Source organism: Pedobacter chitinilyticus, from assembly GCF_003313385.1.
In the GTDB taxonomy this organism is placed as follows: domain Bacteria; phylum Bacteroidota; class Bacteroidia; order Sphingobacteriales; family Sphingobacteriaceae; genus Pedobacter; species Pedobacter chitinilyticus.
In genome coordinates this window covers 321,189-340,984 of sequence record NZ_QMHN01000001.1, presented here as the reverse complement: position 1 = coordinate 340,984, position 19,796 = coordinate 321,189, and the positions used below count along the sequence as shown (strand labels likewise).

18 protein-coding genes are annotated in these 19,796 nt (G+C 38.6%); 15 read left to right on the top strand and 3 right to left on the bottom strand.

Annotated elements, in window-relative coordinates:
* Nucleotides 1-34: 34 nt before the first annotated feature.
* Entirely contained in the window at nt 35-439 is a 405-nt protein-coding gene (locus DUT70_RS01390) for an EVE domain-containing protein (protein ID WP_113645515.1), read from the bottom strand.
* A 146-nt stretch (nt 440-585) separates the two neighbouring features.
* On the opposite strand from DUT70_RS01390, the gene DUT70_RS01385 reads away from it, so the two are divergent.
* Nucleotides 586-1,449, top strand: coding sequence for an EamA family transporter (locus DUT70_RS01385; protein ID WP_113645514.1), 864 nt, complete (start codon nt 586-588; stop codon nt 1,447-1,449).
* Between the two features lie 93 nt (nt 1,450-1,542).
* Nucleotides 1,543-2,091, top strand: coding sequence for a hypothetical protein (locus DUT70_RS01380; RefSeq protein ID WP_113645513.1), 549 nt, complete (start codon nt 1,543-1,545; stop codon nt 2,089-2,091).
* A 161-nt stretch (nt 2,092-2,252) separates the two neighbouring features.
* Here the strand turns inward: DUT70_RS01380 and DUT70_RS01375 are convergent, their stop codons facing one another.
* Nucleotides 2,253-2,603 (bottom strand): 4Fe-4S dicluster domain-containing protein, encoded by a 351-nt coding sequence (locus DUT70_RS01375; RefSeq protein WP_113645512.1) that lies wholly within the window; start codon nt 2,601-2,603, stop codon nt 2,253-2,255.
* Between the two features lie 79 nt (nt 2,604-2,682).
* Here DUT70_RS01375 and DUT70_RS01370 point away from each other — a divergent pair, with 79 nt between their 5' ends.
* The 8 genes from DUT70_RS01370 (at nt 2,683) to DUT70_RS01335 (ending at nt 12,849) form a co-directional block, all read left to right on the top strand.
* Nucleotides 2,683-3,711, top strand: coding sequence for an acyl-CoA reductase (locus tag DUT70_RS01370; protein ID WP_113645511.1), 1,029 nt, complete (start codon nt 2,683-2,685; stop codon nt 3,709-3,711).
* 163 nt (nt 3,712-3,874) lie between these two features.
* Nucleotides 3,875-4,078 (top strand): fructose-6-phosphate aldolase, encoded by a 204-nt coding sequence (locus DUT70_RS01365; RefSeq protein WP_113645510.1) that lies wholly within the window; start codon nt 3,875-3,877, stop codon nt 4,076-4,078.
* Nucleotide 4,079: 1 nt separating this feature from the next.
* The gene (locus tag DUT70_RS01360; protein WP_113645509.1) at nt 4,080-4,760 is read left to right on the top strand and encodes a cell division ATP-binding protein FtsE; all 681 of its coding nucleotides are present in this window, start codon (nt 4,080-4,082) and stop codon (nt 4,758-4,760) included.
* 127 nt (nt 4,761-4,887) lie between these two features.
* On the top strand, nt 4,888-5,466 hold the full coding sequence (locus tag DUT70_RS01355; RefSeq protein ID WP_113645508.1) for a nucleotide exchange factor GrpE: 579 nt from the start codon (nt 4,888-4,890) through the stop codon (nt 5,464-5,466).
* Nucleotides 5,467-5,549: 83 nt separating this feature from the next.
* Complete coding sequence (dnaJ, locus tag DUT70_RS01350; RefSeq protein WP_113645507.1) at nt 5,550-6,716, top strand: molecular chaperone DnaJ; 1,167 nt, start codon at nt 5,550-5,552, stop codon at nt 6,714-6,716.
* Nucleotides 6,717-7,150: 434 nt separating this feature from the next.
* Complete coding sequence (locus DUT70_RS01345) at nt 7,151-8,230, top strand: efflux RND transporter periplasmic adaptor subunit (RefSeq protein ID WP_113645506.1); 1,080 nt, start codon at nt 7,151-7,153, stop codon at nt 8,228-8,230.
* Nucleotides 8,231-8,249: 19 nt separating this feature from the next.
* Nucleotides 8,250-11,423: an efflux RND transporter permease subunit gene (locus DUT70_RS01340; protein WP_113645505.1), complete on the top strand. Its 3,174-nt coding sequence runs from the start codon at nt 8,250-8,252 to the stop codon at nt 11,421-11,423.
* Entirely contained in the window at nt 11,416-12,849 is a 1,434-nt protein-coding gene (locus DUT70_RS01335; RefSeq protein WP_113645504.1) for a TolC family protein, read from the top strand. Before DUT70_RS01340 ends, DUT70_RS01335 begins: the two co-directional genes overlap by 8 nt.
* A gap of 532 nt (nt 12,850-13,381) precedes the next feature.
* Here the strand turns inward: DUT70_RS01335 and DUT70_RS01330 are convergent.
* Nucleotides 13,382-13,894, bottom strand: a complete 513-nt coding sequence (locus DUT70_RS01330) for a hypothetical protein (RefSeq protein ID WP_128353272.1) — start codon at nt 13,892-13,894, stop codon at nt 13,382-13,384.
* Nucleotides 13,895-14,007: 113 nt separating this feature from the next.
* On the opposite strand from DUT70_RS01330, the gene DUT70_RS01325 reads away from it, so the two are divergent.
* The 5 genes from DUT70_RS01325 (at nt 14,008) to DUT70_RS01305 (ending at nt 19,773) form a co-directional block, all read left to right on the top strand.
* Nucleotides 14,008-14,727 carry a DUF72 domain-containing protein gene (locus DUT70_RS01325; RefSeq protein ID WP_113645502.1) on the top strand — a complete coding sequence of 240 codons (720 nt, stop codon included), beginning with the start codon at nt 14,008-14,010 and terminating at the stop codon, nt 14,725-14,727.
* 58 nt (nt 14,728-14,785) lie between these two features.
* Nucleotides 14,786-15,865: an AI-2E family transporter gene (locus DUT70_RS01320; protein ID WP_113645501.1), complete on the top strand. Its 1,080-nt coding sequence runs from the start codon at nt 14,786-14,788 to the stop codon at nt 15,863-15,865.
* Nucleotides 15,866-16,370: 505 nt separating this feature from the next.
* On the top strand, nt 16,371-17,279 hold the full coding sequence (locus DUT70_RS01315; RefSeq protein ID WP_113645500.1) for an ABC transporter ATP-binding protein: 909 nt from the start codon (nt 16,371-16,373) through the stop codon (nt 17,277-17,279).
* The gene (locus DUT70_RS01310) at nt 17,272-18,606 is read left to right on the top strand and encodes an ABC transporter permease (RefSeq protein ID WP_113645499.1); all 1,335 of its coding nucleotides are present in this window, start codon (nt 17,272-17,274) and stop codon (nt 18,604-18,606) included. Before DUT70_RS01315 ends, DUT70_RS01310 begins: the two co-directional genes overlap by 8 nt.
* 471 nt (nt 18,607-19,077) lie before the next feature.
* Nucleotides 19,078-19,773, top strand: a complete 696-nt coding sequence (locus DUT70_RS01305) for a hypothetical protein (protein ID WP_113645498.1) — start codon at nt 19,078-19,080, stop codon at nt 19,771-19,773.
* Nucleotides 19,774-19,796: the final 23 nt, after the last annotated feature.

The window sequence follows — 19,796 nt, the reverse complement described above, 5'->3', positions numbered from 1 at the left end:
TTTTAACAAAGATTAACATTCAGCATATTTTGCACTAGCTTCCCATCTCTAGAATTTTGTCGAACTCGGTCACCTTTAAAGGCATTACCGATAAACGTCCTTGACGGACCAAAGAAATATCCTTTAAGCTTTCTTCTGCTTTAATCTGCTCTAAAGTCACTGGATTTTTTAAAGATTCAACAGGAGCCAAATCCACTACTACCCAATTAGGATCCGAAGTAGTTGGATCTTGATAAAACTCCTTTACTACCTTGGCTACACCCACTACATTTTTACCTTCGTTACTATGGTAAAACAAAACCAAATCGCCTTCTTTCATTTCTTTTAGGTTGTTACGTGCTTGATAATTACGCACGCCATCCCAAAAGGTACGTCCATCCTGGTTAAATTTCTCCCAACTGTATTTAAAAGGTTCGCTCTTTACTAGCCAATAATTCATGTTTTCAAATTTATCTCCAAAGCTAATAAAAGCCTCCTATAAAAACCAATGTGTTATCATAGTCTATTCAATCATCACATATTAAATATTTTGATTGCCGTAATCCGTTCCCAAAAAACTACTTTTGCAAAAATGTATCCCCGTCTATGAAGTTAAAAAATATCCCGCCCGTACCAGCAGTTTTGCTTTCTATCATCAGCGTACAAGGGGGTGCTGCCATTGCAAAAGGCATCTTTCCTGTAATGGGTGCGGCAGGTACCGTCAGTTTACGGATTGTACTTTCTGCAATTCTTTTACTGGCAGTTTACAGACCATCATTTAAAAGCATTACCCCTATCCAATGGAAATGGGCGGCTATTTATGGTTTGGCACTGGGTATCATGAACACTACTTTCTATTTATCGCTATCCAGAATTCCTTTGGGGCTGGCAGTTACCTTAGAATTTTTAGGCCCCTTGGTCTTAGCCATCTCTACCTCAAGAAAGGCGATAGATTTTTTGTGGGCATTTATGGCGGCCGTAGGCATTGCCTTAATTGCGCCATGGCATAGCAATAGCGATATCGATTTAATAGGTGCTGGCTTAGCTTTATTAGCGGGTGCTTTTTGGGCGGCCTACATTATCCTTGGCAGCAAAGTCACTAAACTAATGGACAGCGGACAGGCGGTAAGTATCGGTTTAATTTTTGCCTCATGTATTGCTTTACCAGCTGCACTCATTGAGGGCAATTTGGGTAACATTAGTCCCAACATATTTCTATTAGGAATGGGTATTGCATTATTATCAAGTGCTATTCCCTATACACTCGAAATGAATGCGCTCAAACATATCCCAGCCAAAACATTCAGCATCTTGATGAGCTTAGAACCTGCTGCAGCTGCACTTTGCGGCTTGGTGTTTTTGCATGAACATTTGAGTATCCTAGAATGGACGACCATTGCATTGGTGGTTGCAGCAAGTACGGGATCTACACTTACAAAAAGTAAAACCTCTAATAGTATCGACGTATAACTATTAAATAATCAGGTAATTAAATTTGGAGATATGGTCACAAGTTTTTTACCTTTAGCAAAAAACAACCAATTTATATCAATACAAACTAGAATGAAAAAGAAATTATTAGTGCTATTAATGATAGGCTCGGCTGTGGTAGGAATTTCATGTAAGAAGCTTGAAAAGGCGACAGACCAAAACATTACCTTAACCACTGCAGACGTAACATTGACGGTTCCTTCTCGCGGTGTTTCAGCACAAGAAATAGAACTAAGTTCAGCGGTAGCCACTGCTGATTTAGATGCATTAATCAAACAGAAAGCATCTGGCTTTGGCTTAAAAAATATCAAATCATTGAAAATAAAAACATTGACTGCTGAAATTACGGCAGGATCTGACGCCACCAACAGTTTCTCAAATTTACAAGGAATCAATGCTGTATTGGAAGGAGCAGGTAAAAATTTTACAGCTAGTTACGCTGGCACACCTGCTGCCCAAACCACAAAAATTAATTTAACTGTTGACAGTTCTGTTGATTTGAAAGATATACTTTCTAGCGCTAGCTTAAAGTATTCTTTAAAGTCTAAAATTGTTACTGCATTAACTAAAAATTTAACGGTAAAATTAGTAGCAACCTACGACGTTGTAGTTGGCCTTTAATAAACTAAACAACATTTGGATAGGTCGGTGCACAACACTGGCCTATTTTTTTGCTTCAATAAAATCAAAAGCAATAAAAAAGGAGATACTTTTCAGCATCTCCTTTTCTTTTATATCATCCCAAGGGATTTAAACTTTTTAACTTTTAGCGCTTCGCTCCATTAACCTTCTTGGTGCAACCAAGCTTTTTTAGCTAATAGTTCTTCTTCCGTTTCACGGATATCTTCGTCGTCTACACAGCAATCTACTGGGCAAACCGCCGCACACTGAGGCTCATCATGGAAACCTTTACACTCGGTACACTTATCTGAAACAATATAGTATACTTCATCAGAAACCGCATCTTGAGCTGCTCCTGCATCCATTTCCTTGCCTCCAAAATCAATAATACCATCTAAGCTAGTACCATCAGAAAACCTCCAAGCAGTACCTGCATCGTAAATTGCATTATTAGGGCATTCTGGCTCACATGCCCCACAGTTTATACATTCGTCTGTTATTTTAATTGCCATCTTATCGTCTAATTCTAAATGCTAAGCTTAACTTTGCAGCGCAAATATAATACATAATCCATTTATAATAGTTCTAAATATGTCATCACTTCGCAAAGAACAGTTAATTTCAGCTTTTAAACAGCTAGGTTTATACCTCCAACAGCCCGACGAAGCCCTAATTGCTACCCTAAATTCTGCTAGCAATGCAAATGCTTGGTTTACAGCGTCCGAGTTAAACAAAGCCGTTAAAGCAATCGCTGAAATGCTTGATGAACAAGATTTAGCGCAATGGTTTGAAACCGTAGAAGTTACCAAAACACCAAAAACCGTCGGTCTTATCCTTGCGGGGAACATTCCTTTGGTAGGTTTTCATGATGTAATGTGCGTTTTGGCCACAGGAAACATCGCCCTCATCAAGCTGTCGTCGTCAGACAATAAGCTCCTACCCTTTTTGCTCAATCGTTTATGCGATATTTTACCTGAATTGAAAGACCACATTGTTTATACCGAGCAGTTAAAGAATTTTGATGCAGTAATTGCGACGGGCAGCAACAACACCTCCAGATATTTCGAATATTATTTTGGTAAGGTGCCTAACATCATCAGAAGAAACAGAAATAGCGTAGCCATTATTACTGGCAAAGAAAGCAAAGCCGAAATTGCGCAATTGGGTCATGATATTTTAGATTATTTCGGAATGGGCTGTCGCTCGATTTCTAAAATCTTTATCCCAAAAGGTTATGACATTAAATACTTTTTTGAGCCTTTGGAGCAGTATCAGGACATCATCAACCATTTTAAGTACAACAACAATTACGATTATAATAAATCAATCTACCTCGTCAACCTACAAACACATTACGACAACGGGTTTCTGTTGTTAAAAGAAGATGAAGGCCTTTCTTCGCCTTTGGCGGTATTATATTACGAGACATATAATGATGTAAAGGAGGTAGCCGAAAAACTAGCGCAACAGGAAGAACAAATCCAATGCATTGTATCCAATACCCCTGTACAAAATTTACAGGTTTTACCATTTGGACAAAGTCAGCACCCAAAACTTTGGGATTATGCAGATCATGTAAATACCATTGCTTTTTTAAATGGATTAGGGATTAGGGATTAGGGATTAGGGATTAGGAGAAATTGTTTTACTGTTAGATTGTTTTATTGCTGAAAAAGTTTTCCCTAAATTGTATGCCCAGTCTTAAACGACTTTCCAACTTTCCAACTTTCGGACTTTTTACTTTTACTTTTACTTTTCAATTTTTACTTCTTACTTTTGAAAGATGTATATCATCAAAGTTAAAGGCATTGCCAAAATACCAGATTACGTACAACTTAGAGATGAAAAGTTTACGCTATTGGCTTATTTTAGGGTAGATAGACCTGATAAATCATTAGAAAAGCTGGGCTTTGGAGATAAACAAGAAAAAATAATGAACATTATAAACGAGTTGCCTTTTGGACAGGTAACCAAATTAGATATTTAACATGGCCGAAAACGTAATTACCCTAAACAATGTTGATGTTTTTCAGCAGAAACACCTTGTACTTTCTAACGTTGACCTCAATATAGCCAAAGGCGAATTTGTCTTTTTAATTGGGGCTACAGGTTCGGGAAAAAGTAGTTTGCTAAAAATCATTTACGGCGATTTGCACATTGGTAATGGTGAAGGCAGCGTAGCCAATTTCAACCTTAAAACACTTTCAGATAAAGAAGTGCCTTTCTTGAGAAGAAAATTGGGTATTGTTTTTCAAGACTTTCAGTTACTAAGCGACAGAACGGTTGAACAAAACTTGGAGTTTGTGCTAAAAGCGACTGGCTGGAAAGATAAAAACCTGATTATCGAACGTATTAAAGACGTTTTGGAAAAGGTTGGACTACGTTCAAAAATCAAAAAAATGCCACATGAATTATCGGGTGGTGAGCAACAACGTATCGTGATTGCAAGGGCATTGCTAAACAATCCAGAAATTATTTTGGCTGATGAACCAACTGGAAACTTAGACCCAGAAACTTCGGAAGAAATTGTAATGTTATTAAAGCAAATTAGCCAAAACGGTACTGCCGTATTAATGGCTACCCACGATTACCATATCATACGCACCTTCCCTTCACGTATCATTAAATGTGAAAATGGTTTAGTGCATGAAGATGCTCAAATTGCCTAGGCATTTTCTGACAAAATTTTAACTTTCAGCCATTCTGTTAGTGTATAACCTTACAAAACTGACAGCATGGCTGTTTTATTTGTATTGGCAACACTTTTGAGAATGAACCCAAAAAACAAGTTTACAGATGTTTAATAAGAAGAAAAAGGAAGAAGAAGCTGTAGTGGAAAATCAAGCTACAGAGGAAACTAAAGAGAATAATTCAACTGAAAATACAGAAAATGAGGCTACTGTAAATGAAGCTGCTGAAGAATTATCGGCAGAAGATAAACTAAAACAGGAAGTAGCTGAACTGAACGATAAATACCTACGTTTATTTGCTGAGTTCGACAACTTTAAACGTCGTACTCAAAAAGAGCGTGTAGAGCTTTTGCAAACTGCTGGAAAAGATGTAGTGGTTTCGCTCTTGCCTGTTCTTGACGATTTTGAACGTGCCCTTAAAGCTACAGAAAACACTACCGAAGTAGCTCCTGTTCGCGAAGGTATTGTATTGGTGCAAACCAAACTGAAAAGCATTTTGAACCAAAAAGGCTTGAAAGAAATTGAAAGCATCAACACCGAGTTCAATACTGATTTGCACGAGGCAATTACGCAAATTCCTTCACCTACCGAAGAGCAAAAAGGAAAAGTAATTGACGAACTAGAAAAAGGATACACGCTTAACGACAAGGTAGTTCGTTTTGCCAAAGTGGTGGTTGGAGCATAAGACAGTTTTGAATGAGAGAATGACCGAATGAGAGAATTAAACTCCATCATTCAAAATTCAATCATTCAATCATTAATACAAAAATGAGCAAAAGAGATTATTACGACGTACTTGGAGTTGCTAAGGGCGCTTCGGCTGAGGAAATTAAAAAAGCCTACCGTAAATTAGCAATTAAATATCACCCTGATAAAAACCCTGACGACAAATCCGCAGAAGATAAGTTTAAGGAAGCTGCAGAGGCCTATGAGGTTTTAAGCAGCCCTGAAAAGAAACAACGTTACGACCAATTTGGTCATGCAGGTGTTGGCGGTGCAGCTGGTGGTGGCTACGGTGGTGGTGGCGGCATGAACATGGAAGATATTTTCAGTCAATTTGGAGATATTTTTGGTGGCGGCGGCAGCCCTTTCGACAGCTTTTTTGGAGGTGGTCAATCAAGAGGTGGCGGCGGTCGTAGAGTAGCCAAAGGCACCAATTTACGCATCAAAGTAAAGCTTACGCTTGATGAAATTGCTAAAGGAGCCGAGAAAAAAATCAAGGTGAACAAGCAAATCAGCTGTAAAGCCTGCGATGGTACTGGCGCAAAAGATAAATCATCAGTAAGTACTTGTAAAACCTGTGGTGGTAGCGGTTCGGTAAGAAGAGTAACCAATACCATTTTAGGACAAATGCAAACAACAGCCACCTGCCCTACCTGTCATGGTAGTGGACAGCAGATTACAGCTAAATGTAACGTGTGCCATGGCGATGGTACGGTACGTGGAGAAGAAACCATTTCTATCAATATTCCAGCTGGCGTAAGCGAAGGCATGCAGTTAAGCATGGCAGGAAAAGGAAATGCGGCACCTAACGGCGGTATCCCTGGAGATTTGATCATTTTGATTGAGGAAGTACCACACGAAACCTTAAAAAGAGAAGGTAATAATATTGTTTACGATTTGCACATCAGTATTCCTGATGCAGCGCTTGGTGCGAGTGTAGAGGTTCCTACCATCGATGGAAAAGCAAAAATCAAGATTGAACCAGGGACACAGAGTGGAAAATTACTTCGCTTAAAAGGCAAAGGTATTCCTGAAGTAAACTCATATCATCGTGGTGATCAAATTATCCACGTCAACATTTGGACCCCTAAAGCGCTGAACAGTGAAGAAAGAGCTTTATTGGAAAAACTGAAAGAGTCTGCGAACTTTAAACCGCAGCCTGGTAAAAACGATAAAAGCTTCTTCGACAGAATGAAAGAATATTTCGAATAAGCGTATTAAAGTATAGAATATCAACGCCATGTTTTAAAAAGCATGGCGTTTTTTGTTGGTGTTTAAAGCCATAAATTCATCATTTTTCTATTTCACTGTAAAACTGACCCTGAACTAAATTCAGGGTGACGCTATATCAACGCTCCGTCATGCTGAATTTAGTTCAGCATCAATTTTAAAGTTGTTTTCACAAGCTTAATAATCGAACTGAAGTTATAAAAACCTAAACCTCCCCCCTTACAACCTAAAATTTAAAACCCAATAGTGTACTTTAAACACAATGATGAAGAAATATTTCATTTCATGACCCTTTATTGACCTTTCCAAGCCACTTTCTTCACCAAAACTTCATGATTGTGAAAGTACTTTTGACCATTGATGAGGAACAAGAATCATCATTTTTATAAAGTTAAATCGCTAACAATTAACAAGAAATGAAGAGAAAACTAATGCTCACTGGTTTATGCACAATATTGCTTTATTACAGTTGCACGCAAAAAAAAGAAGAAAAAGAAGAAGAGACTAATTACACGGCAACCAGTCCGTTAACGCTCGACACCTCTTTTACTAAAGAATATGTTTCTCAAATCCGCTCGGTGCGCAATATCGAATTAAGAGCACAAGAGAAAGGCTTTTTGCAAAACATTTATGTAGACGAAGGCCAAACCGTGAAAGCAGGACAATTGCTTTTTAAAATTATGCCTAAAATGTACGAAGCCGAGGTCATGAAAGCAGAGGCAGAAGTAAAGGCTTCGGAAATCGAATTGCAAAACACCCAATTACTGGCTGATAAAAATGTGGTAGCCAAAAATGAACTGGCCATGGCAAAAGCCAAATTGGAACAAGCAAAAGCAAGTAGAGCATTAGCTAAATTACATTTATCATTTACTGAAATAAGAGCACCTTTTGATGGTACCATTGACCGCTTGCCTAAGAAACTGGGAAGCTTAATTGACGAAGGTGAACTATTGACCACGCTTTCAGACAACAGCCAAATGTTTGCTTACTTCAATGTTTCGGAACCTGAATATTTGAATTTCCAACAAGCAAAATCAAGCCATAACAAATCGGTAAGCTTAGTGTTGGCCAATGGCGAAAAGCTGAGTGGAAAAGGTGCCGTAGAAACTATTGAAGGTGAATTCGATTCAGAGACAGGTAACATCGCCTTCAGGGCAAAATTTCCAAACCCTAATCAATTATTGAGAAATGGCGAAACTGGAAAAGTACAAATGGTCATTCCCTTGAAAAATGCTCTGATCATCCCTCAAAAAGCCACTTACGAATTACAGGATAAAATCTATGTTTTTGTCATCGATAAAAATGGCGTGGCAAAATCGAGAGAAATTAAAATTGGTGGCGAATTGCCAGACATTTATGTGGTATCAACGGGCTTGAATCAGGGTGATAAAATTGTATTTGATGGTGTACAAAAAGTGAAAGATGATGAAAAAATTAAGTTCAGCTTTATCGCACCTAAAGATGCATTAAGTCAATTACAGTTAAAAGCAGAGTAAGCCCTTTTTCAAGAAAATTATGTTTAGTAAATTCATAAAAAGACCAGTTTTATCGATAGTGATATCGCTGGTAATCGTATTTATGGGCGTGCTGGCACTTGTTGGCCTGCCTGTAACACAACTTCCAAATATTTCGCCACCAATGGTAAACGTGGTGGCAGAGTACCCAGGAGCAAATAATGAGCTATTGATTAAAGCGGTGGTTATTCCTCTGGAAAGAGCCTTAAATGGTATTCCAGGAATGAAATACATGACCTCTGACGCTGGTAATGATGGCGAATGCTCGATCCAAATCGTATTTAATTTGGGCACCAACCCAGACCAAGCAACACTTAACGTACAAAACCGTGTAGCTGCAGTAACCAATAAATTACCTCCTTTGGTAATCCGTGAGGGGATTAAAATCAGTCGCGAGCAACCGAACATGTTAATGTACGTGAACGTTTTCAGTAAGGATCCGCATATGAACGAGAATTTCTTGTACAATTATGCAGATATCAACTTACTGCCAGAGCTAAAACGTGTTGACGGGGTTGGTTTTGCCGATATTTTAGGTAACCGTGAATATGCCATGCGTATTTGGTTAAAACCAGATAAAATGCTGGCTTATAAAATCTCTTCCGAAGAAGTTTTAGAAGCACTTAACAATCAAAGTTTAGAGGCTTCACCAGGTAAAACAGGCGAAAGTTCGGGTAAACGTTCAGAATCTTTTGAATATGTATTGAAATACCCTGGTCGTTTCACCAATGAAGATGGCTATCGAAACATCGTGTTACGGGCAAGTGCCAATGGCGAATTATTGAGGTTAAAAGATGTTGCCGATGTTGAATTTGGCAGCTCGATGTACGATTTATATTCGCACATTAACGGTAAACCTTCTGCCGCCATTGTGTTAAAGCAATCTTACGGCAGTAATGCGCAGGACGTAATCGATAACGTGAAGAAACGCATGGAGGAAATTAAAGCTACCTCGTTTCCTAAAGGGATGGATTATGAAATCAGTTACGACGTTTCTAAATTCTTGGATGCGTCTATTGAGAAAGTAGTACACACCCTAATTGAAGCGTTTATTCTCGTAGGTTTAGTGGTGTTTATTTTCTTGGGCGATTGGCGTTCAACCTTAATTCCAGCCATTGCGGTACCTGTTTCCTTAATTGGTTCCTTTGTGTTCATGCAATTTTTCGGCATCACGCTCAACCTCATTACCCTTTTTGCTTTGGTGTTGGCCATTGGTATCGTAGTGGATGATGCCATTGTGGTAATTGAAGCAGTACATGCCAAAATGGAAGCAGACAAGCGTTTGTCGGTACTTAAAGCTACACAATTGGCCATCAGCGAAATTGGCGGTGCCATTGTAGCCATCACCTTTCTAATGGCTTCGGTATTTATCCCTGTAGCCTTCATGTCGGGCCCTGTTGGGGTGTTCTATCGCCAGTTTTCGATTACCATGGCTACTTCCATTATTCTATCAGGTATTGTAGCTTTAACCTTAACCCCTGCTTTATGTGCCATTATGTTGAAGAAACATAATGCTGATCATCATAAAAAGCAATCCATTATTGACAAAGGTTTAGGTGCTTTCAACAATTGGTTCTTCAAATTAACAGGTCGTTACCAAAAAGTGATGACTAAAGTGGTGACCCGTAAAATAGCGATATTCGGTGTCTTAGGAATCTTCTGTGTAGCTACTTACTTCTTAAGTAATTCTGTTCCTTCTGGATTTATTCCTAACGAAGATCAAGGGATGATTTATGCCATCATTCAAACGCCTCCAGGCTCAACCTTGGAAAGAACCAATCAGATTTCCGAAAAATTGGAGAAAATATGTGAGGAAATTGAAGGCGTAAAATCAGTTTCGGCTCTAGCGGGGTATGAAGTATTGACGGAAGGTACAGGCTCTAACTCGGGTACTTGTCTAATTAACTTGAAAGATTGGAAAGACCGTAAAAACAGCGCTCAAGATGTGATCAAAGAACTTGAAGAGAAATCAAAAGACATGCCTGGTGCCATGATTGAGTTTTTCCAACCACCAGCCATTCCTGGTTATGGTGCTGCTGGTGGTTTCGAATTACGTTTGTTGGATAAAGCAGGAAGAAACAACTATGTAGAGATGGAAAAAGTGAGTAAGGATTTTGTGAGAGAGCTAAACAAACGTCTTGAACTGCAATCGGTATTTACTTTTTACAGTGCCAGTTTCCCTCAATACATGTTAAATATTGATAACGATAAAGCACAACAAAAAGGGGTAACACCAGAAAAAGCTTTGGAGACTTTATCTGATTTAATTGGTAGTAACTACGAAACCAACTTCATCAAATTTGGTAGACAATACAAGGTAATTGTTCAATCGTTACCACAATACAGGGCCTTGCCAGCCGATGTGATGAAGCTGTACGTGAAAAACGACAGAGACGAAATGGTTCCTTTTTCAGCGTTCATGACCATGCAAAAAGTATATGGCCTTTCCGAAATCACTCGTCACAACATGTACAACTCGGCAGAAGTCAACGGTTCTGCAGCCGCTGGCTATAGTTCTGGCGAAGCCCTAAAAGCCGTAGAAGAAGTAGCGAAGAAAACATTGCCTAGAGGATATGGCATTGACTGGGCGGGTATTTCTAAAGATGAGAGCAGCAGAGGTAACGAAGCCATTTACATTTTCCTAATCTGTTTAGGTTTTGTATACCTGGTACTTGCCGCACAATATGAAAGTTTCATTTTACCACTGGCTGTAATTGTTTCTTTACCTGCGGGAATATTTGGTGCGTTCCTATTCTTGAAATTGTTCGGATTAGAAAACAACATTTACGCACAGGTTTCCATGGTGATGCTAATTGGTTTACTGGGTAAAAATGCCGTGTTGATTGTTGAATTTGCCGCACAGAAACATGCCGAAGGCAAGTCTATTTTAGCTGCTGCGATGGAAGGTGCTGTAGTAAGGTTCCGCCCTATTTTAATGACTTCATTTGCCTTTATTGCAGGTTTAATTCCTTTGGTGTTTGCTACAGGTCCTGGGGCTATTGGCAATCGTACCATTGGTTCGGCTGCTGCAGGTGGTATGTTGTTGGGAACCGTGTTTGGTGTGATCATCATTCCAGGCTTGTATTATGTCTTTGGCACCATTGCCAATAAACGCAAGTTGATTAAAATTGAAGATGAACATCCGTTAACTGAAGAACTTGAAAACAATGTTTAATAAAAATCATCATAAAATATTAGGCTTGGCGTTTGTAGGAATTATTTACGCCAGCTGTAAAGTGCCCGCAATTGTTGAGAAAACAGCCAACAAAAATACGCCTGCAACTTACCAAGGCAATAGCGATACCACCAATATTGCCCAAATGAAATGGAAGGAGTTTTTTAAGGACCAATATCTTTCTAACTTGATTGATACCGCCCTGAAAAACAATCAGGAGTTGAACATTACCTTGCAGGAAATTGAAATTGCCAGAAACGAAGTAAGGGCTAAAAAAGGCGAATTATTGCCTAGCGTTGGTGTAAAAGTGGGTGCTGGACTTGAAAAAGTGGGCAGGTATACCAGTCAAGGTGCTGGCGACGCTTCTACAGAAATAGACAAAGGCAAAGAAATGCCAGAACCCCTGCCCGATTACTTGGCTGGTTTATATGCCAATTGGGAGGTTGATGTATGGCACAAATTACGTAACGCTAAAAAATCAGCTTATGCTAAGTACCTGTCATCGGTAGAAGGCAAAAACTTTGTCACTACTGCTTTGGTAGCCGAAATTGCTAATTCTTATTACGAACTGTTGGCGCTTGACAAACAGTTGGAAATGGTACGTCAAAATATCGACTTGCAAAACAATGCCTTTAATGTGGTTAAAATACAGAAAGAAGCTGCAAGAACCACCGAATTAGCGGTACGTAAGTTTGAAGCAGAGGTACTGAATTCTAAAAGTCTCGAGTATGATATTTTGCAGAAGATTACCGAAACGGAGAACAAGATTAATTTCTTGTTGGGCAGATACCCACAGCATGTTGATAGAGATAAAAGCGGCTTTGACCAAGATGTACCTACCAATTTCAAAACAGGCATCCCTTCACAACTATTGGCCAACAGACCTGACATTAAACAGGCTGAGCTAGGTTTACTGGCTGCCAAATTAGATGTAAAAGTAGCTAAAGCACAGTTTTACCCATCGTTTGGTATTTCTGCAGCGTTTGGATTTCAAGCGTTCAACCCAAGCTATTTGGTGAAGTTCCCCGAATCGATGCTTTACAGCATTGCAGGCGACGTAGCTGCACCTTTGATTAACAGAAACGCCATTAAGGCCACTTATTTTACTGCCAATGCGAAACAAATTCAAGCGGTTTACCAATATGAACGTAGCATTTTAAACGGTTATATCGAGGTGGCTAATCAACTTTCGGGCATTAGCAATCTGGAAAAAAGTTATGGTCTCAAATCAAAACAGGTAGAAGCTTTAAATCAATCGATCAATATTTCTAACGACCTTTTTAAGTCGACCAGAGCTGATTATTTAGAAGTGTTAATGACACAACGAGATGCATTAGAAGCAAAATTAGAGTTGATAGAAACCAAAAAACAACAGCTGAATGCCATGGTAAAAATTTACCAAGCTTTAGGCGGTGGATGGAATTAATTAGTTGAGACGGGTTTAGCTAATTATATTTACTAGTTGGAAAAGTCTCGGGCAACCGAGGCTTTTTTTTGTATAATCAACTTATCAGATACGCACTAAGGCTAGTTCCGAACTCACTAAGGCTAATTCTAAATCCGATAATACTCATAATAAACTCCCTTAAGCCAGTCCTGAACTTACTAACTTAAGCGATATACTTACTGAAGTCAATTTTATACATGCTAAAACCTATTCCACATTTGCTTACCTTTATTAATTTATTGCTGGTACCAAATGCATATCTCACGGGCTTACATAGCACGTCATCTCGACCTTAGTGGAGAGATCTTTGGATTCTATATCTTTTCAGAATTTGAATAGCTTTTTATAGCAATATCACCATTTAATTATTTGATAGTATTCTTTTTAATGTTTTTGTTGAAACATGTCCAAAGATTTCTCCACTACGGTCGAGATGACGAGAAAAAGAACAAAAGCAAAAAAGCCCTATTAAGTTTAAAAACTTAACAGGGCTTTTATACATAAACAACAATTATAAATTAAAATAGAAGATATTAGGCACGCTGTTTTTTACAGGTCCTGTTTCGGCCGTTGCCTCCACATTGTTAACCAATAACTTAGCCACCAAGTATTTTTCGCCATTCGCCATTACCGCTTTTAACTGACGAGGTTCTGCATTACCCAATTTTATAAACACATTAGGAGGGTTCTTGGCAGACAGCACATCTAATAAATAGGACGAGCGCAATTGATAAAATTCAACTTTTTCGGTGGTTGAATTACCTGCCGAAAATGGCTTTTCAATGCTAAATGACATTTGTTGTTCTGTGGAACCAATTTGAAAATACAATTTGATATTGCTTGCTGCAAAATAGCCATTGGTGGCAGGGTTTAACATATCAACACCATTAGCACCTTTAACCACTAACAGTATTGGAGGTATTTGCACTGGTGAACAAGCACAAAGACCACCACCAGTATCCATTTTCTTACATCCTAGGTTAGCAGCAAAAACAACAAAAAGTACAAATAGAATTTTCTTCATGAGAATTTAGTTTAGTGATAAAAACGTTGGTTTAATCTCTATACGCCATCATAAGCCGTTTCGCTACAAATTAAATTGATAAAACCATATCGTTCAACCTGCGTTGTATCATCATGAAATGGAAAATTGGTTGTTCGGGCTTTTATTACAAGGAATGGAAGGACTTTTTTTATCCAAAAGGTCTGGCACAAAAAGATTGGTTCAAATTTTATGCTGAACATTTCAACACGATTGAAATCAATGCCAGTTTTTATAAAACACCCACCGAAAAATCTTTGCAAAAATGGCACAATGATAGTCCTGCTTATTTTGTTTTCACGATGAAAGCACCTCGCCTCATCACCCATTACAAGCAACTAAAGGATTGCAAAACGGACACTGCCGATTTTTATCATTTGCTTAACAATGGCCTTAAAGAAAAGCTAGCGTGTGTGTTATTTCAATTCCCACCTTCATTTCATTATACTGAAGAAAGATTGGAACGCTTACTCCAAACACTTGACCCCAACTTTAAAAATGTCATAGAGTTTAGACATGCCTCTTGGTGGAACGAAGATATATTTACTCAATTTAAGGCTCAACATATCATTTTTGCCTCGCAAAGCTATCCCAAATGCATCCCCGAAGAAGTGACGGCTACCAATCCAACAATCTATTACCGTTTCCATGGCAAGCCCATCCTTTACAAATCAACTTATGATGTTTCAACCATCGAACATTTCATTACACAAATTCCTGAAGACGCAGAAGAAGTATTTGTTTATTTTAATAACACCTGGGGTTTTGGAGCAATCACCAATGCTAATCAATTAAAGTTGTTGGCTTCAACATAAGGCATTTAGAAAAAATTGGATCGTAAACATTTTGTCATACAGAATGTTATTCCCAACAATGGAAAAACTACAACAAACAGTCTATTTATTATTGTTCTTCACCTTGGGGTTTGCTGGCTTATATTTTTCGGCAGCATTCATTGTACCCGTAGTGCTAGCAGCGGTACTTTCAATGTTATTCATCAGACTTTGCAATTATTTCGAAAGCAAAAATATTAGCCGTGCATTAGTGGCATTGCTTTGCATGTTCATTTTTATAGCCTGCATATTATTGATTTTGGTTCTTCTTTCCATACAATTATCAAGCTTGGCCGAAAACCTCGACGAAATGAAAGCGAGGCTTTACCACCTTTTTAACAACATTAGATATTGGATTAACGAAACGCTGGGAATAGATGCCAAAAAGCAAAAAGAAATTATTGAGCAACAGACCAGTAATACAAACGATATGCTATTTAGCTTTGCTTCTGGATTAATGAGCATCGCCATTAATGCGGTCTTAGTACTGGTTTATATGTATTTATTTTTGTTGTACCGTAGGCATATCAAACAGTTTATTTTAAAATTGGTAGCCAAAAAAGAAAAAGCAGATGCCGACATGGTGGTGCACAAAGCTGGTAAAGTCTCTCAAAAATACCTGAGCGGTTTGGCCGCAATGATTGGTTTACTTTGGATAATGTATGGCATTGGCTTTAGTATAATTGGCGTAGAGAACGCGATTTTCTTCGCAGTACTATGCGGTTTATTAGAAATTGTTCCATTTGTAGGGAATTTAACTGGAACTTCTATCACGGTTTTGGCCGTTATAGCGCAGGGCGAAAATGAAAAAATTTGGTGGGTACTACTTACCTATTTCATCGTACAATTTATACAAACTTACATTTTAGAGCCCTTAGTAGTTGGAGAACAAGTTAATATCAACCCTTTATTTACCATTATGGCTATTGTTTTAGGCGAGATGATTTGGGGTATTGCTGGAATGATTTTGGCGATCCCACTGTTGGGTATGGTTAAAATCATTTGCGACCATCATCCAGATTTACAGCCATACGGCTTCTTAATTGGGCCCGAAAATCCACGGAAACGGCGTACTTCGGTAGTTGATTACATCGGAAAATTATTCAAAAAGAAACGTTAATTGAACGGTTTAAATATTTTTCTTTGCGTCCATTTGCGAATACTTCATCCCGTATGTACGGGATTGCGGTAAAATTAACCACTAAGAAAAGGAAGAAAAATGCTAAGAACGCAAAGAAAATATTTGTAGACATTGTAGACATTTAAACGCTTAGCTTTGCGTCCCTTTGCGAATACTTCTAAAACCTTTGCGGTAAAAAATTAACCGCCAAGAAAGGAAGAGTGACGCGAAGAACGCGAAGACTTCCAAACGCTTTGCGGTAAAAAATTAACCACTAAAACACAAAGGCTAGCTAGCAAACTATCCAGTTGTTGCACTTCCTTCGTAAAATAAACCTGATTGTAATGAAAAGCCCGCAGCAAAGCGAGGACTTGAAATGAAAAGCAGGGCTACATTTGCCATACATTACTAGCTAAGTTTTTCTCAACAAATCCACAAAGCTTCGTAACAAAAGGCCTTTTTTACTATCTTATCACCGAAACTAAACAATAGATATGTTAAAGATATGTTAAGCGTAAAAAATATTGTAAAACAGTATGCTACGCACCGTGCCCTAAATGATGTGAGCCTTGAAGTAGAAAAAGGCAAGATTTTTGGGTTATTGGGTCCCAACGGTGCTGGCAAAACTTCTCTAATTAGAATTATTACCCAAATTACTGCTCCTGAAAGCGGCGAAGTATTTTTTAACGGCGAAAGGCTGAATGCCAACCACATTTCGCAGATAGGCTACTTGCCCGAAGAACGTGGTCTTTACAAAAAAATGGAGATTGGGGAGCAAGTGCTTTACCTTTCTAAACTGAAAGGGCTAAACAGTGCTGAAGCTACCAAACGCATTAAATACTGGTTTGAAAAACTGGAAATGAAAGACTGGTGGAGCAAAAAAGTGGAAGATTTGAGTAAGGGAATGCAACAAAAGGTACAGTTTGTGGCCACAATATTGCACCAACCCGAATTGATTATCTTGGACGAACCTTTCTCTGGTTTTGACCCTGTAAATGCCGACATCATTAAAAATGAGATTTTGGAACTGAACAAAAATGGCGCAACCTTCATCTTCTCAACCCACCGTATGGAAAGCGTAGAGGAACTTTGCGATAACATTGCCCTCATTAATAAATCTAAAAAAATATTGGACGGTGCGGTTGACGAGATTAAAAACACCTACCGTAACAATGCCTACTGGATAGAGTACGAAGGAGATTACGAAACGACGAGCAACGATATTTACGAGGTGTTGCAAACCGAAAAAGTAAAAAACCACACTTTGGTAAAACTACAATTAAAACCTAGCCGTGTAGCCAACGAAGCGCTATCGCAATTGCTTCCTCATGTAAACATTCACCGTTTAGATGAAGTGATTCCTACCATGAACGATATTTTTATTGAAAAAGTGAAAGGACAAAGCCATGAATAAAATCTTACTCATTATCCAAAGGGAATATTTTTCGAGAGTCAAAAAGAAATCGTTCATTGTAATGACTTTTTTAACGCCTTTATTAATTGCTGGCGTTTATGCACTCATTGGCTTTTTTGCTTACAAAGGCATTAAAGACACTCACGATAAGGTGGCCGTTGTAAGTACCAACAAAACTTTAACAGAAAAACTAAGCGCTAACCAAAACGTAGCCTACGTTTATATTGACAAAAGCTTAGAGCAAGCCAAAAAAGACCTTAGCAAAGCAAATTATGACTATATCCTTTATTTACCAGAGTTTAGCTTAGCAGCTCCAAAAGGTGTAGAGCTTTTTGGTGCCAAGCAGCCTGGCATGTCGCTAAACCGCCGTATTTCTGGAGACATTGAGGAACTCATCAAAACTCAAAAACTTAAAGAATCTGGCATTTCGCAAACCGATTTAGATAAGCTTAAAACCTCGGTAGACATTTCTACTAAAAAAATTGCCGAAACAGGGAAAGAAGAAGAATCAAGTGCTGGTGCAAGTACTTTTATCGCTTTTACAGCGGGCGTACTCATGTTCATGTTCATCATGATGTATGGCATACAGGTAATGCGTGGGGTCATCGAAGAAAAAACAAACCGTATCATCGAAGTCATTGTCTCTTCAGTAAAACCATTTCAATTAATGATGGGCAAAATTGTAGGTATCGCTTTGGTCGGTTTAACCCAATTTATGCTGTGGATCGTACTTACGCTAGCCATCAGCACAGCTGCAGTAAGCTTGTTTACCAACAAAGAAGACATCAAAGAAATCACGGCCTCTACTCAAGCACAAACGCAAATAAGCGGTGCCGAGCAAGTAACTTCTGCAGCTCCGCAAGGCCCAGTTGCCGATATTCAAAAAAGCTTAGCGGGTTTGGATGTAGGCAAAATCATTGTAGTGTTTTTATTTTTCTTCTTGGGCGGCTATCTGTTTTACAGCGCCCTTTATGCTGCCATTGGCTCCGCGGTAGATAGCGAAACAGAAACGCAACAGTTTATGCTTCCCGTAATGTTGCCGCTGCTATTGGGCTACGCCTTATCACTTAGCGTGGTTACCAACGACCCTTATGGCAGTACGGCATTTTGGCTGTCGATGATTCCTTTCACCTCTCCTATTGCCATGGTGGTGCGTATTCCTTATGGTGTACCTGGCTGGGAGCTGGCTTTATCAATGGCCATTTTAGCAGTTGGTTTTGTAGTCACCGTTTGGATTGCTGGACGTATTTACCGCGTAGGCATTTTAATGTACGGAAAAAAAACAACCTTTAAAGAGATGTTTAAGTGGTTTACTTATAAGAATTAGGACCTAGTGGTTAGGGATTAGGAGTTAGTTTAAAACTTACCAAATCTTAAACCACATAAATAATAAAGAGAATTTGAAAAGCAGGGCTAGTACAACTATTTTGGGCTAGCCCTGCCAATCGCTCATACTCCACAGGCCTTATCCACAGGGCCGGTATCCGCTAATGTCAGGTTTAATTGGCAAAAGCATTCTCTCTATTAAACGCCATCCCCCTTCTATCGCCTATTTCTCTGCAAAACAACACATCGCTGTATATTTTACAAAACAATTTTTAAGGTCATTTGTATAGCATCTTTAAATTCAAGAGTCTTACAAGTATTCCATTTTAAAGTAATTGTTAAAAAATGTAAAAAGCGACCAACGCCGTCCGTCGTGGTCTGATTTTTAATAGTTTCGGTTTCACAAACACACACATAAAATGAAATCAAACTATTACACATTTTTAGGACTTGTTTCTTTATTTCTAAGCGCTTGTTCAAGCAAATTGATGTCCCAAACAACGAATTGGTACAACATCCAGTTAAAGGCACACAAGGTTTACGAGTTAACCAAACAGTTACTTTTGCTAACTATCAAACACAATACGTTAAACGTTCTTGGAACAAAGGCAGCAAACGTGCTTTTGGCTTTAGCAATGGTCAAGAAAGTATAATGCTGGGTAGCGAAAAAAAGAAAAACGAAATGACCTTCGCCCTATCTTCTACAAATGGAGAGCATTCTGAGGTTTTTATGACCAATGGACTAAAGAGCAGAAATCTTTTTGTAAACCTGGGCGAAAAAGTAGAGGTAAATGCCAAACGATACCGAGATAAAGATTCGTTACTGAATAGTTGTTACGCTCAAATTTACCTTGCAGATGCTGAAACTCCTTGGCTTATGCAAATTAACAATGCAGCGGTAGAGATGTACAAAGATGGTGTAGTTGGCAAAATAGTGCTGGACAAAGAGAATTACTACACCGTTAAAACAGTGATCAAAACTAAACCAAAATCCATTAGCAAAATCCCTATGGGCTTTCAGTTCGAAAATAAAAACGGGGAAATTGTAGGTGCTGTATCCTTAATTGACAACGGTACCATTTTCTTGAAAAAGAGCGATGAAAAAGAAAAATTGCTGATCAGTAACGCCGCTTTGGTTTTGTTGTTGCGTGATGATTTCGTAGATTAACCGCTCAAAAAAGAGAATCAAAA